The sequence below is a fragment of the Mesorhizobium sp. CNPSo 4689 genome (assembly GCF_057784325.1).
Genome location: NZ_JBWLUZ010000004.1, coordinates 130,949 through 144,225 on the forward strand (window position 1 = coordinate 130,949; position 13,277 = coordinate 144,225).

The 13,277-nt window shown below is 65.0% G+C and carries 12 protein-coding genes and 1 pseudogene; 9 read left to right on the top strand and 4 right to left on the bottom strand.

The annotated features are described in order from the left end of the window. Positions 1–23 precede the first annotated feature (23 nt). On the bottom strand, positions 24–1,112 hold the full coding sequence (locus tag AC04SI_RS08255; RefSeq protein ID WP_404276127.1) for an ABC transporter ATP-binding protein: 1,089 nt from the start codon (positions 1,110–1,112) through the stop codon (positions 24–26). 264 nt (positions 1,113–1,376) lie between these two features. Between AC04SI_RS08255 and AC04SI_RS08260 the strand changes: the two genes are divergently transcribed. Both AC04SI_RS08260 and AC04SI_RS08265 read left to right on the top strand, forming a co-directional pair. Next, entirely contained in the window at positions 1,377–2,090 is a 714-nt protein-coding gene (locus tag AC04SI_RS08260) for a GntR family transcriptional regulator (RefSeq protein ID WP_404276129.1), read from the top strand. 131 nt (positions 2,091–2,221) lie between these two features. Continuing rightward, the gene (locus AC04SI_RS08265; protein ID WP_404276131.1) at positions 2,222–3,088 is read left to right on the top strand and encodes a hypothetical protein; all 867 of its coding nucleotides are present in this window, start codon (positions 2,222–2,224) and stop codon (positions 3,086–3,088) included. Positions 3,089–3,172: 84 nt separating this feature from the next. Here AC04SI_RS08265 and AC04SI_RS08270 read toward each other — a convergent pair whose 3' ends face one another. After that, positions 3,173–3,496 carry a hypothetical protein gene (locus AC04SI_RS08270; RefSeq protein WP_404276483.1) on the bottom strand — a complete coding sequence of 108 codons (324 nt, stop codon included), beginning with the start codon at positions 3,494–3,496 and terminating at the stop codon, positions 3,173–3,175. Between AC04SI_RS08270 and AC04SI_RS08275 the strand changes: the two are divergent. Then, positions 3,407–4,076: pseudogene (locus AC04SI_RS08275) on the top strand (hypothetical protein). The gene AC04SI_RS08270 and the pseudogene AC04SI_RS08275 sit on opposite strands and share 90 nt — an antisense overlap. Before the next feature lie 9 nt (positions 4,077–4,085). Here AC04SI_RS08275 and AC04SI_RS08280 read toward each other — a convergent pair. Next, on the bottom strand, positions 4,086–5,300 hold the full coding sequence (locus AC04SI_RS08280; protein ID WP_404276133.1) for an ROK family transcriptional regulator: 1,215 nt from the start codon (positions 5,298–5,300) through the stop codon (positions 4,086–4,088). 211 nt (positions 5,301–5,511) lie between these two features. Here AC04SI_RS08280 and AC04SI_RS08285 point away from each other — a divergent pair, with 211 nt between their 5' ends. The 6 genes from AC04SI_RS08285 to AC04SI_RS08310 all read left to right on the top strand — a co-directional run bounded on the left by AC04SI_RS08285 (position 5,512) and on the right by AC04SI_RS08310 (position 11,593). Next, positions 5,512–6,750, top strand: a complete 1,239-nt coding sequence (locus AC04SI_RS08285; RefSeq protein ID WP_404276135.1) for an extracellular solute-binding protein — start codon at positions 5,512–5,514, stop codon at positions 6,748–6,750. An 80-nt stretch (positions 6,751–6,830) separates the two neighbouring features. Continuing rightward, positions 6,831–7,715: a carbohydrate ABC transporter permease gene (locus tag AC04SI_RS08290; protein WP_404276136.1), complete on the top strand. Its 885-nt coding sequence runs from the start codon at positions 6,831–6,833 to the stop codon at positions 7,713–7,715. Then, positions 7,715–8,560 carry a carbohydrate ABC transporter permease gene (locus tag AC04SI_RS08295; protein ID WP_404276137.1) on the top strand — a complete coding sequence of 282 codons (846 nt, stop codon included), beginning with the start codon at positions 7,715–7,717 and terminating at the stop codon, positions 8,558–8,560. Before AC04SI_RS08290 ends, AC04SI_RS08295 begins: the two co-directional genes overlap by 1 nt. Positions 8,561–8,562: 2 nt before the next feature. Beyond that, positions 8,563–9,579 carry an SIS domain-containing protein gene (locus AC04SI_RS08300; protein WP_488474088.1) on the top strand — a complete coding sequence of 339 codons (1,017 nt, stop codon included), beginning with the start codon at positions 8,563–8,565 and terminating at the stop codon, positions 9,577–9,579. Beyond that, the gene (locus tag AC04SI_RS08305) at positions 9,580–10,518 is read left to right on the top strand and encodes a carbohydrate kinase family protein (protein WP_488474089.1); all 939 of its coding nucleotides are present in this window, start codon (positions 9,580–9,582) and stop codon (positions 10,516–10,518) included. It begins immediately after the preceding gene. Then, entirely contained in the window at positions 10,505–11,593 is a 1,089-nt protein-coding gene (locus AC04SI_RS08310) for an ABC transporter ATP-binding protein (RefSeq protein WP_404276142.1), read from the top strand. The genes AC04SI_RS08305 and AC04SI_RS08310 overlap by 14 nt, the downstream gene beginning before the upstream one ends. 85 nt (positions 11,594–11,678) lie before the next feature. On the opposite strand, the gene amaB is transcribed toward AC04SI_RS08310, so the two are convergent. After that, the gene (gene amaB / locus AC04SI_RS08315; protein WP_488474090.1) at positions 11,679–13,193 is read right to left on the bottom strand and encodes an L-piperidine-6-carboxylate dehydrogenase; all 1,515 of its coding nucleotides are present in this window, start codon (positions 13,191–13,193) and stop codon (positions 11,679–11,681) included. Between the last annotated feature and the right edge of the window lie 84 nt (positions 13,194–13,277).

The window sequence follows — 13,277 nt, forward strand, 5'->3', positions numbered from 1 at the left end:
CTGTTCTGGTTGGTTATGCTGGTTCAGGAATCGAGACGGCCAAGGACGATTGCGTCCTCGGCATCCCATGCAATCGGCACCGCATCGCTGACGGCAACCGGTTTGGTGAAGAAGTCGGTGTCGTCGACGATGACAGTGAAATCCTCGATGCCGGCGCCGTTGACGGAGAGCTTCACGGTCGAGCCGCGGTATTCGACGTTGGCAACGATGCCGGTGAAGCCGAGCCCCTTAGCCGGCGGCTCGCCGATGCGCACGTGGTCGGTGCGGATGGCGATGTCGATCGGCTCGCCGACCTCCCGGCCCTGCCCGCTGGCCGCGAGCGAAGGACCGCCCGGCACGTCGAACACCACCATGCCGTCGCGGCTGCCGGCGACGCGGCCAGAAACGACGTTGTGGTCGCCCATGAAGCGGGCGACGAAAGCGGTGGCTGGCCGCTCGAACACCGTGCGCGGATGCGCCGCCTGTTCGATGCGGCCGTCATTCATCACCACGATCAGGTCGGCCAGCGCCATCGCCTCTTCCTGGCTATGGGTGACGTGGACGAAAGTGATGCCGAGCGAGGTCTGCAGCTTCTTCAGCTCGGCGCGCATGCGGATCTTCAGGAACGGGTCGAGCGCCGAAAGCGGCTCGTCGAGCAGCAGCGCCTCGGGATCGGTGATCAGGGCGCGGGCCAGCGCCACGCGCTGCTGCTGGCCGCCGGAAAGCTGCGCCGGACGGCGCGCCGCATAAGCCTCCATCTGCATCAGCTTCAGCATGTCGAGCGCCTTGGCTCGGCGCTCCTCCTTGCCGACGCCCTTCATCTTCAGGCTGAAAGCGACGTTGTCGATGAGATCGAGATGCGGAAACAGCGCATAAGACTGGAACATCATCGCCGTGCCGCGCTTGGCCGGCGGCAGGTCGGTGACGACGGTATTGCCGAGGCGGACGTCACCGCTCGAAATGCTCTCATGCCCGGCGATCATGCGCAGCGTCGAGGTTTTACCACAGCCGGACGGGCCGAGCAGGCAGCAATAGGTGCCTGCCGGGATTTTCAGGCTGATGGCCTCGACGGCAGTCGTCGTTCCATAGACTTTCGAAACGGACACGATGTCGATTTCGGCGGCTTTGGACATTCCGTTCCTCGCTTTGGTCGCATGAACCAAAGCATCATGCGTGCCAATTGCCCGCGGCGATCATCAAGTAATTGAATCCCTGCAAGAATCGGCATCGAAGCCCCCTGCCCGATAAAACAGCACCCTTGTGCGATGCACAAATTATGGGCGATTGTCAGCGATGTCGGCAGAAATCGTATGCAATCTTTTTCCAAGATCGCGTTCACTTTGGCTCTCGTCCAAGTAACCCGATTCAGGCTAGAAGGGTTTTGGGACCTTGCCGCCATGAACATAGCCGACCAGACATTCCCTGCTATCGACGGCGCTAACGAGGATCGCGCCCAGGCGATCCGCGACCAGCTGCGCGACGCCATCGTCGACCGCCGTCTGGCGCCCGGAACCAAACTGTCGGAGGGCGAGGTCGGCACGCTGTTCGACGTCAGCCGCACCGTGGCACGCGCAGCCCTGCAGATGCTTTCCTTCGAGGGTCTGGTGCGCACCGAGCGCAATCGCGGCGCCTTTGTCGCCAACCCTTCGCCGGAGGAAGCCCGCCAGGTCTTTGCCTCACGCCGGCTCATCGAACCCGGCATCGCGATCGCCGCCGCCGGTCGCATGACATCGGCTGACGTCGCTGCCTTCAAGACCCAGCTCGAGGAAGAGGGCCGCTTCATCGCCGAACGCGGACCAACCGCAAGACGATCGGAAATCAAGGCATCGGGCGATTTCCATCTGCTGCTGGCATCGGTGGCCGGCAACGTCATCCTGCAGCGCTTCATGGAGGAACTGGTTGCGCGCTCCTCACTGGTGATCGCGCTCTACGGCCGCTCCGGCATTTCGAGCTGCGGCCACAACGAGCATTTGCAGATCCTCGAGGCGCTCGAGGCCGGCAATGCCGACCGCGCCAGCGCGCTGATGCTGCACCACATCGACCATATCGAGGCCGATCTCGACCTCCGCGTCAGGAGCGGACCGGCGCTGAGGCAAGCGCTCGAATTCTGAAAAGCGCTCTGCATGCCGGCTGCGATCCGTTTGGACCTTTTGACGGGTTTTCGGCGCTGGACACAGACGGTTAAGGCTGAAAATGTGATGTGTGTTTCACGGTTCGGGGGGCTGAATCGGAGCACTGGAGGATGGCGCTGAAAGCCGAAGATATTGCCGGCCATCCGGCGTTGCACCGCGCTGTTCAGGCACAGTCGCGGGCGCTGATAGAGATCTTTGAAACGAGCCCGCGGCTCGCCGCCGTGTTTGCCACCCAGCAGCGCTGGCTGATGGGCCATGTCGGCCTTGCCCTGCATTTCAGGCGCGATCCGCGCGACCGCCATACCGCGCTGACGACGGCGCGTTTCATCGAGGCCATACGCCGGGATTCGGTCGCCAGCCGCAACACCGCCGAAGCCTTCCTCAAGGAGATGCTGCACTACAAGATCGCCGAATATCTTTCGACGAGCGAGGACGGGCGGGCTCATCCCATGCAGCCTACGGCGGCCACCGTGCAGACATTCACTGGCTGGGTCCTCGCCCATCTACAGACTCTGGACAGCCTCGACGGCGGCAGCCGCTTGTCCACCTTTCTCGATCATCCCGAAAAGCTCGCCAAACTGCAGCCGCTGGTGGCCGATGGCCTTTTGGCTTCGGCGCCGGTGCGCGAGCCCAAGCAGACCTTCTCGCTGTTCATCTGGCTCAACAATGGCGGCATCGTCATGGACTGGCTGATGTCCGGCATCGACCCCGAGAATGCCGGGCTCGACCAGATACCGACCAGTGTGGTGTCGATCGGCGAGTTTGCCAGATGGCTGAAGCTTTCGCGCACCCACCTCGCCCGCAAACTGCACGACGCCGAGGAACTCGGCAGCATCGGCTGGGCTGGCCAGCGCGGACATTCGCTGATGTGGGTCTCGAAGGGGTTCTACCAGGAATATATGACCGTACAGGCGGCCAAGCTCGCCATCGTCGATGCCGCCTTCGAAGCCTGTTTTCCGCCATCGGAAGATCGCTGAGCACCGCCCCCGCGCACGCCTGATCATGTCTTCGGCATTGCCGGTCCGCAGTCTGGCGGCGGCAAGTGGAAACTGCTATCGCCGTCAGATCGTCACGAGACGTGAGCGGGATCTGGGGGGATGGCGCTGAACGCTGAAGAGATTTCCGGTCATCCGGCATTGCACCGCTATGTCCGGGCGCAGGCGCTGGCATTGCTCCAGGCCTATCAAGGGAACCCGCGTCTTGCTTCCGTCTTTGCCACCCAGCAGCGCTGGCTGATGGCACATACCGGGCTCGCTTTGCACTTCAGGCGCGATCCGCGCGACTACCGCAAGGAGCTGACGACCGCCCGTTTCATCGACGTGATCCGCCAGCACCAGGTGGCCAGCCGCAACACCGCCGACGCCTTCGTCAAGGAGATGCTGCACTACAATTTCATCCAGCTTGTGCCGGCGAGCGAGGATGGGCGCATTCGGCCTCTGCAACCAACGCAGCTCACTTTGGAGGCGGTGACGGGCTGGATGCTTGCCCACCTGCAGACGCTGGACAGCCTCGACGGCGGGGGCCCGGTTGACCCGGTTCCTCGAGCAGCCCGCAATGCTGGCCAGATTGCAGCCGCTGGTGGCGGAGGGCCTGCTTTCCTCCAACCCGGTGCGCGAACCCAGGCAGACCTTTTCGCTGTTCACCTGGCTGAACAATGGCGGCGTCGTCATGGACTGGCTGATCTCGGGCGTCGACCCCGATCATGCCGGCCTGGACCATATCCCGACCGGCGTGGTTTCGATCGGCGACTTCGCCAGATGGCTGAAGCTCTCGCGCACGCATCTGGCGCGCAAATTGCGCGACGCCGAGGAGCTTGGCAGCGTCGGCTGGCTCGGCCAGCGCGGCAATTCGGTGATGTGGGTGTCGAACGACTTCTACCGCGAATACATGACCGCCCAGGCCGTCAAGCTCGCCATCATCGATGCTGCCTTCGAAGCGTGTGTTCCGGCATTGGCGGACAGCTGACGGCCCAACTCAGAATCCTCCGGCCCGTGTCTTCAGGATCGCGGAGAAGCGCGGGTCGAAGGCGCGGCTGATCGGCTCGGCGGCGGCGCCGAGCGCAATCGACCAAGGATCGGTGATGCCGAGCTGCAGGCGCGGCAATGTCCGTCCGGGCCGGTCGGCGATCGACGGCAGCAGCGGCTGCATCGCCTCCAGCAGGCGGCGGGCCAGCGTCTCCGGCGCGCCGCTGGTCAGGATCACCGTCTGCGGATCGAAGATCGTTTCGATGAGATGCACGCTCCAGCGCAGATCATGCGCCGCCCCCTCGATCCAGGCCATGACCTTCGGATCCTCGGCCAGCGCCAACGCGCCCATCCGCTCATAGAGGTGCGCGTCGGCGGCATCCAGCCCGAGATGCTGGTAGAGCGAGGCGAGCGAGGCGCGGTGCTCGAGCGGCGTCGAGCCCGGGCCGGCCGGCGACAGCAGCGCCCTGCCAATCTCGCCGGCATTGCCGTTGCCGCCGGTGTAGAGCTCGCCATTCAGGATCAGACCTGCGGCGATGCCGTAGCCGACATAGAGGCAGACCGCGTGGTCGACACCGTGCGCGGCGCCGACGATGCGCTCCGCCGTGGCACAGGCGGCGGCGTCGTTCTGCAGCCCGACGTTCAATCCCGTGCCTGCCGCCAGCGTTTCCAGCAAAGGAAATTTCTGCCAGGCCGGCATCATCCATTTGTCGTCGGAATTCTTCAGCCCGAACGGGCCGGGCATGGCGACGCCGAGGCCGACCAGCCGGCTTTCGGACTGGCTGGAAATGCCGGCCAGCTCGCGCCGGACGCCATCGATGAGGCCGAGGATGATCTTGACGCCTTCAGACGGTTCGTCGAGCGGCAGGTTCGCCTCGGCCCGTGTCAGCACGCTGCCGACCAGATCGACAACGACCGCCCGTGTCAGATGCCGGTCGATCTGCAGCCCGATGGCGAAGGCGCCTTCCGGAACCAGCCTGTAGGGGGTCGAGGGCTGGCCCCTGCCCTTGCGCACCGTCTCGAGGGCGACGACCAGCCCGTCGCGCTCGAGATCCTCGATGATGTTCGAAACCGCCTGCTTGGTCAGCTGCGTCGCCCGCGCCAGGTCGGCTCTGGACAGCGCGCCGTTGAGCCGCAGCGCCTCGATCATGACGCGGCGGTTATGCGCACTGGTGCCTTCCTGGTTGGTGCCGCTTTTGGCGCGGATCGAGCTGTTTTCGTTCACCGGCGTTTCCCTCTTGACACCATTAAAGGATTGATCAACTAATTAAGTCAAGCGGATTGACTTAATAGCGAAGCCGAGCGCTCCATAAGAAGACGGCCAGGGCTCCATGCCTATCGCCTCCGGTCGCTCGAGCAAGCCCAGGTCACCGCGACATCAATTCGGGAAGGCGATGCAACGCCGACTCGCCAACGCCGGAAATGGGAGATGACAAATGCTGAAATCAATCGGTAAGACGCTTCTGGGCGCGGTCTTCGTTGGAGGACTGCTGGTTCCCCACGCTTTCGCCGAAACAACGCTGAACGCGCTCTTCATGGCGCAGGCCGCCTACAGCGAAGCCGACGTCCGTGCCATGACGGATGCCTTCGCCAAGGCCAATCCCGACATCAAGGTCAATCTCGAATTCGTTCCCTATGAGGGCCTGCACGACAAGACAGTGCTCGCGCAGGGCTCGGGCGGCGGCTACGACGTCGTGCTGTTCGACGTCATCTGGCCGGCCGAATATGCCACCAACAAGGTGCTGGTCGACGTCTCGTCGAAGATCACCGACGAGATGAAGAAGGGCGTGCTGCCGGGCGCCTGGACCACCGTCGAGTATGACGGAAAATACTATGGCATGCCCTGGATCCTCGACACCAAGTACCTGTTCTACAACAAGGAAATCCTGGAGAAGGCCGGCATCAAGAGCCCGCCCAAGACCTGGGACGAGCTGAGCGAGCAGGCCAAGATCATCAAGGACAAGGGCTTGCTGGCGACACCGATCGCCTGGAGCTGGTCGCAGGCCGAAGCCGTGATCTGCGACTACGCCATGCTGGTCAGCGCCTATGGCGGCGATTTCCTCAAGGACGGCAAGCCGGACTTCCAGAATGGCGGCGGGCTCGATGCGCTGAAATACATGGTCGCCAGCTACAAGTCGGGTGTCACCAATCCGAATTCCAAGGAATTCCTTGAAGAGGACGTCCGCAAGGTGTTCGAGAACGGCGACGCCGCCTTCGCGCTCAACTGGACCTACATGTACAACATGGCAAACAACCCGAAGGACAGCAAGGTCGCGGGCAAGGTCGGCGTCGTGCCGGCGCCGGGCATTGCCGGCAAGAGCGAGGTATCGGCCGTCAACGGCTCGATGGGCCTTGGCGTCACCGCGGTCTCCAAGCACCCGGATGAAGCCTGGAAGTACATCGAGTTCATGACCTCGCAGGCGACGCAGAACCAGTACGCCAAGCTCAGCTTGCCGATCTGGGCGTCGTCCTACGACGATCCGGCCGTCACCAAGGGCCAGGAAGAACTGATCGCCACGGCGAAGGTCGGGCTTGCCGCTATGTATCCGCGGCCGACGACGCCGAAATACCAGGAGATGTCGACCGCCCTGCAGCAGGCGATCCAGGAATCGCTGCTCGGATCGGCTACGCCGGAAGATGCCTTGAAGACGGCTGCCGAAAATAGCGGTCTTTAAGTCGGACTTTTGCCAGACGGGCGGCCTCGTGCCGCCCGTGCTATTTCTGAAACAGTGATGACCTGGGAGAGGCGCCTCCGATGTCGGGCACCTGGATGACGACCCGTGCGTGGCTGCTGATGCTGCCGCTTCTCGTGGTCATGGTCGCCGTCATCGGCTGGCCGCTCGTCGACACTGTCGGCCTGTCCTTCACCGACGCCAAGCTGGTCGGCACGGCGGGCAATTTCGTCGGCATCGACAATTACACCAAGATGCTGTCCAGCTCGAACTTTTCACGCACGCTGGTCACCACGACCTGGTTTGCCGTCGCATCCGTCGCCATCGAAATGGTGATCGGCGTTCTGGCAGCACTGTTGCTGAACCAGGAATTTCGCGGCCGCACCTTCTTGCGGGCGTTGATGATCCTGCCCTGGGCGCTACCGACCGTGGTCAACGCCACGCTCTGGCGGCTGATCTACAATCCCGAATATGGCGCGCTGAACGCAGCGCTCACGCAGTTGCACCTCATCGACGCCTACCGCTCCTGGCTCGGCGAGCCGGGAACGGCGTTGGCGGCGCTGATCATCGCCGATTGCTGGAAGAATTTTCCGCTGGTCGCCCTGATCGCGCTCGCCGCCATGCAGGCCGTGCCGCGCGACATCACCGCCGCTTCGCTGGTCGACGGCGCCGGGCCGTTCGCGCGTTTTCGTTTCGTCATCCTGCCCTATCTCGCCGGACCGCTGATGGTGGCGCTGGTGCTACGCACCATCGAGGCCTTCAAGGTCTTCGACATCATCTGGGTGATGACGCGCGGCGGCCCGGCCAACAGCACGCGCACGCTGTCGATCCTCGTCTACCAGGAGGCCTTCTCCTTCCAGCGCGCCGGTTCCGGCGCCTCGCTGGCGTTGATCGTCACCTTGCTCGTCACCGTGCTGGCGCTCGCCTATGCCGCACTGGTGAAGAAGACCGCCGGGAGTGCCACCTGATGGAACGCAAGAGCCCCGCCTTCACCGTCTTCATCTATGCCTGCGCGGCCCTGCTTGCCGTCGTCATCCTGGCACCGATTGCCTGGCTGTTCGTCATGAGCATCTCGCCGGCCGCCGACCTTGCCGCCAAGCCGCTGCGCTGGTGGCCGCAAGCGGCTGACTTCTCCCGCTACCAGCAATTGCTGTCGACGGCCGAAAACAGCGCAGGCGCAGCCTTCACCGCATCGCTGCGCAACAGCCTCGAGATCGCCGGCATGGCGACGCTTGCCGCACTGCTGCTCGCCATCCCTGCCGGCTGGGCGGTTTCGCGCACGCCGTCGATCGGCTGGTCGCTGTCGATGGTGATCGCTACCTATATGCTGCCGCCGGTGGCGCTGGCCGTGCCGCTCTATATGGGGCTTTCCTATCTTGGCCTGCTCAACAATGTCTTCGGCCTGGCGGTGGTCTATCTGACCATCCTGGCGCCCTTCACCACCTGGCTGATGAAGTCGGGTTTCGACGCCATCCCGCGCGAGATCGAGGCGGCGGCGATGATCGACGGCGCCGGCCTGTTCCAGACCCTGCGCATCATCACACTGCCGCTGGCGGCACCCGTGGTGGCGACATCGGCGCTGTTTGCGGTGCTGCTTGCCTGGGACGAGTTTTTCTACGCCTTGCTCTTCACCTCGGACCAGCGCGCCAAGACGCTGACGGTCGCCATCGCCGATCTCGCCGGCGGCCGCGTCTCCGACTACGGGCTGATCGCCACCGCCGGCGTGCTCGCCGCTCTGCCGCCGGTGCTGATCGGCCTGGTCATGCAGCGCGCGCTGATTTCCGGCCTCACCAGCGGCGGCGTGAAAGGATGATAATGCCTGCAGGAAAACCCCGCCCGGCTGGCCTCCTCGCGATCGACCGCGAAATGGCGCGCCAGCATGCAGACGCCATCGCTTCATTCCAGCAGAACGCGACCATCGCGGCAAAGGTCGCGGCCGCGATCCGGCAGAGCGGCCGTTTGCTCCTGCTCGGCATGGGTGGCTCGCATGCGGTCGGACGGGCCGTCGAACCGCTCTACCGGGCGCATGGCATAGACGCCCTCGCATTGCCGCTCTCCGAGCAATTGGGACAGCCGCTGCCGCTCGCCGGCAGGACCGTGCTCGTCACCTCACAGTCCGGCGAAAGCGCTGAAGTCGTCAGATGGTTCGCAGAAAAGGGCGATGGTGCTGACGCCTTCGGCCTGACGTTGGAAAGTGCCTCCTTCCTTGCCAGAACCGCGCCGAGCCTGATCGGCGCCGGCGGCACGGAACTGGCCTTCGCCGCGACCCGCAGCCTGACCGTAAGCTTCGCCTTGCACCTGGCGATCCTGGCGGCGCTCGGCGACGATCCGGCCGCCGCCCTTGCGGCGCTGGAAGCCCCTGAAACCGTCGATATCGACATCGCGCTTGCTGCCTTGAGCGGCGTGACGACCATCGTCACCTCCGGCCGTCGACTGCAGGGCCTCGCCGAAGCGCTGGCGCTCGGCCTCACCGAATTGTCGCGGCTGCCTTGCTTTTCCCTCGAAGGCGGCCAGCTTCGCCATGGACCGATGGAGATGCTTGGCCAGCGCACCGGCGTCATCCTGTTTCGCGGCGACGACCCGACGGCGGAACTGGTGACCGCCATGGCCGTCTCCGTGGTCGAAGCCGGCGCGCCGCTCGTCATTTTCGATTCCTCCGGACAGGCGCCGGTCTCTGGAGCCGTGACGCTCGCCCTCAAGCCGGCTTCGGGGCTCGCGGCGATCTTTGCCATGCTGCCGGTGGCGCAGCGCCTTATGATCGCCTTCGCCGACGCCCGCGTCGACGATGCCGGCACGCCGGTCCGCTCCACCAAGATCACCAGGAGCGAATGAATGCGGCCGCTTGCGGTGATCGGCAACGTCAATGTCGACCTGATCGTCGGCCCGGTCGCACCGTGGCCCAAGGCGGGGACCGAGACCGTCGTCGACCATGACGAGTTGCGCGTCGGCGGACAGGCGGGAAACACCGCACTTGCCTGGCAGGCGCTGGACGTCGACTTCGACATCGCCGCCAATGTCGGCGACGACCAGTTCGGCCGCTGGCTGCGTGAAGCCTTCGGCTACCGCGCCGAAAAATGGCCGATGCGCCCCGAGGGCACGACACTGTCGGTCGGCATGACCCATCCCGACGGCGAGCGCACCTTCTTCACCACGCGCGGGCACTTGCCGCGCCTGAGCCTCGCCGACGTCATCTCCGGTCTCGACGGCAAGCGGCTGTCGGGCGGATGCGCACTGCTCTGCGGCGCCTTCCTCACCGACGATCTCACCCGCGACTATGACGCGTTCTTCGACTGGGCGGACAGGCATCGCATCGCCGTGGCGCTCGACACCGGATGGCCGATCGACGGCTGGACGGCGGCGAACTGCACGGCTGCGCGTGCCTGGCTGTCGCGCTGCGAGCTGGCGCTGTTCAACGAGGTCGAGACGCTGACCCTTGCTGCGTTGGAAGACCCCGTCGATGCCGCGCGCGAGATCAGGTTCGGCATGAAGAAAGGCGCCGTGGCCGTGGTCAAGCGCGGACCGCAAGGCGCCCTCGCCGTCGGGCCGGATGGCGCCCTCGTCGAAGCGCCGGCGCCCGACGTGAAGGTCGTCGACACGATCGGCGCCGGCGACGTCTTCAACGCCGCCTTCCTGGCGGCACTGACGCGCGACCAGCCGCTGGCCTCGTGCCTCTCCTTCGCGACACAGGTGGCGTCTCGCGCCATCTCCACTTTGCCCCGCAACTATGGCGGAGCCCTGCAATTCGAGGACGCCAGCCATGAGCGCGCTTGAAATCCGCGACATCCGCAAGAACTACGGCGCCGTCGAAACGCTGAAAGGCATCGACATCGCCCTGGAAAGCGGCGAGTTCCTGGTGCTGCTCGGCTCGTCCGGCTGCGGGAAGTCAACGCTGCTCAACATTATCGCCGGGCTCGCCGAAGCGACCAGCGGCGAGGTGATGATCGGCGGCCGCTCGGTGCTCGGCGTCCACCCGAAGAACCGCGACATCGCCATGGTCTTCCAGTCCTACGCGCTCTATCCGAACCTCACCGTTCACCGCAACATCGGTTTCGGGCTGGAGATGCGCAAGGTTCCTGTCGCCGAGCGCGACAGGGCGGTGCGCGACGCGGCGAAACTGCTGCAGATCGAACCCCTGCTCGACCGCAAGCCTGGCCAGCTTTCCGGCGGCCAGCGCCAGCGCGTCGCCATCGGCAGGGCGCTGGTGCGCAAGCCGCAGGTCTTTCTCTTCGACGAGCCGCTCTCCAATCTCGACGCCAAGCTGCGCCTGGAAATGCGCACCGAGTTGAAGCGCCTGCACCAGATGCTGCAGACCACCGTCGTCTACGTCACCCACGACCAGATCGAGGCGATGACGCTGGCAACGCGCATCGCCGTCATGCGCGACGGCAGGATCGAGCAGCTCGGCACGCCCGAGGAGATCTACAATTACCCGGCGACGCTCTATGTGGCGGGTTTCGTCGGCGCGCCGTCGATGAACATGCTGCAAGCAACAGTCGAGAATGGACAGCTAGCCATTGCAGGCTCGGACGCGCGGCTGACGCTACCGGCCGGCTTCAGGAACGCGGCGCCGAACGGCGCGCCGGTCATTGTCGGGATCAGGCCCGAGGCGCTTCGCCTGGCAACCGGCGCCGCAACGGAGTTCTCGTTGCCGGTCGAGATCGACGTGGTCGAACTCACCGGCCCGGAACTGGTCACCACGGCCCGCATCGGCAGTCAACGGCTGACAGCTTGCCTGCCGCCACGCGCCCGCGTCGCCAAGGGCGAACCATGCGCCTTCACCTTCGACGAGGACGCGCTGCGCCTGTTCGACCCGGCGACCGGCAAAGCCTTCGAAACAGCCCGCTAAACGCAAAAGCCGACAACGCCTCAGGCGTCGTCGGCTTTTGTATGACGGTTCGGCGGTCAAGGCCGCCAGAACGGGACGACCGTCCTCAGTCGATGTCGAAGGATACGCCCTGCGCCAGCGGCAGCGCCTTGGAATAGTTCACCGTGTTGGTGGCGCGGCGCATATAGGCCTTCCAGGCGTCCGAACCGCTCTCGCGGCCGCCGCCGGTTTCCTTCTCGCCGCCGAAGGCACCGCCGATCTCGGCGCCCGACGTGCCGATGTTGACGTTGGCGATGCCGCAGTCCGAACCGTCGACGCCGAGGAAGCGCTCGGACTCCTGCAGGTCGCGGGTGAAGATCGACGATGACAGTCCGGCGCCGACCGCATTGTGCTCGTCGAGCACGGCGTCGAAATCGGAATATTTCATCACATAGAGGATCGGCGCGAACGTCTCTTCCGTCACCGGCGAAACCTGCTTCGGCATCTCGACCAGCGCCGGATGCACGTAGTAGGCGTCCGGATGGCCGTTCTCGACCCGCGAGCCGCCGGTCACCTTGCCGCCATGCACAGTGGCTTCCGTCAGCGCCTTCTGCATGGCCTCGTACGCGGCCTTGTCGATGAGCGGACCGACCAGCGAAGAGGTCTCCAGCGGATTGCCGACCGAAACGCTCTGATAGGCCTTCTTCAGGCGCGGCAGCAGCGCGTCGTAGACGCTGTCATGTACGAACAGACGCCGCAGCGTCGTGCAGCGCTGGCCGGCCGTGCCCATGGCGCCGAAGGCGATGGCGCGCAGCGCCATGTCGAGATCGGCCGTCGGGCAAACGATGCCGGCATTGTTGCCGCCGAGCTCCAGCACGGCGCGGGCAAAGCGCTTGGCCAGCCGCGGACCGACATCGCGGCCCATGCGGGTCGAGCCGGTGGCCGAAACCAGCGGCACTTTGGGATGGTCGACCAGGATCTCGCCGACGGCGCGGTCGCCGATCAGCACGGGTGCCAGGCCCTGCGGCGCATCAGTGCCGAAGCGCTTGACCGCACGCGCAAAAATCGCCTCGCAGGCAAGCGCGGTCAGCGGTGTCTTTTCCGACGGCTTCCACACCACGGCGTCGCCGCAAACCAGCGCAAGGGCCGCGTTCCACGACCACACCGCCACCGGGAAATTGAAGGCCGAGATGACGCCGACGACGCCGAGCGGATGCCAGGTCTCCATCATGCGATGCCCGGGGCGCTCGGTGGCGATGGTCAGGCCGTACAATTGCCGGGAGAGACCAACGGCGAAATCGCAGATGTCGATCATCTCCTGCACTTCGCCGAGGCCTTCGGACGGGATTTTGCCGACCTCGATCGACACCAGTCGGCCAAGCTCGGCCTTGTGCGCGCGCAATTCCTCGCCGAGCAGCCGCACCAGCTCGCCGCGCCTCGGCCCCGGTACCAGCCGCCACGCCTGGAAGGCCTTGTGCGCGGCGTCGATGGTCTTTGTCGCGTCGGCCGGCGAGATCGTCTTCAGCGCCGCGATCTGCTCGCCCGTCACCGGGCTGCGCACTATGAGGTCGCCACCGACCAGCGCATCCTTGGCGACGCCCAGTTTCGCCAGCAGTTCGGCCGTTTCCTTCGCTATCGTCATTTTTGTCCCTTTCAAATCCCGTCGCTTATAGAACGGAGGTCAAAGCCTTGCGCCCACGCACCATTGTGCCATCGGGCGCTGTCA

Bases quoted from the DNA above. Each gene is read 5' to 3' on its own strand.
- AC04SI_RS08260 (WP_404276129.1), top strand. From the start codon at position 1,377: ATGAACATAGCCGACCAGACATTCCCTGCTATCGACGGCGCTAACGAG.
- AC04SI_RS08265 (WP_404276131.1), top strand. From the start codon at position 2,222: ATGGCGCTGAAAGCCGAAGATATTGCCGGCCATCCGGCGTTGCACCGC.
- AC04SI_RS08285 (WP_404276135.1), top strand. From the start codon at position 5,512: ATGCTGAAATCAATCGGTAAGACGCTTCTGGGCGCGGTCTTCGTTGGA.
- AC04SI_RS08310 (WP_404276142.1), top strand. From the start codon at position 10,505: ATGAGCGCGCTTGAAATCCGCGACATCCGCAAGAACTACGGCGCCGTC.
- AC04SI_RS08255 (WP_404276127.1), bottom strand. From the start codon at position 1,112: ATGTCCAAAGCCGCCGAAATCGACATCGTGTCCGTTTCGAAAGTCTAT.
- AC04SI_RS08300 (WP_488474088.1), top strand. From the start codon at position 8,563: ATGCCTGCAGGAAAACCCCGCCCGGCTGGCCTCCTCGCGATCGACCGC.
- amaB (WP_488474090.1), bottom strand. From the start codon at position 13,193: ATGACGATAGCGAAGGAAACGGCCGAACTGCTGGCGAAACTGGGCGTC.
- AC04SI_RS08305 (WP_488474089.1), top strand. From the start codon at position 9,580: ATGCGGCCGCTTGCGGTGATCGGCAACGTCAATGTCGACCTGATCGTC.
- AC04SI_RS08295 (WP_404276137.1), top strand. From the start codon at position 7,715: ATGGAACGCAAGAGCCCCGCCTTCACCGTCTTCATCTATGCCTGCGCG.
- AC04SI_RS08290 (WP_404276136.1), top strand. From the start codon at position 6,831: ATGTCGGGCACCTGGATGACGACCCGTGCGTGGCTGCTGATGCTGCCG.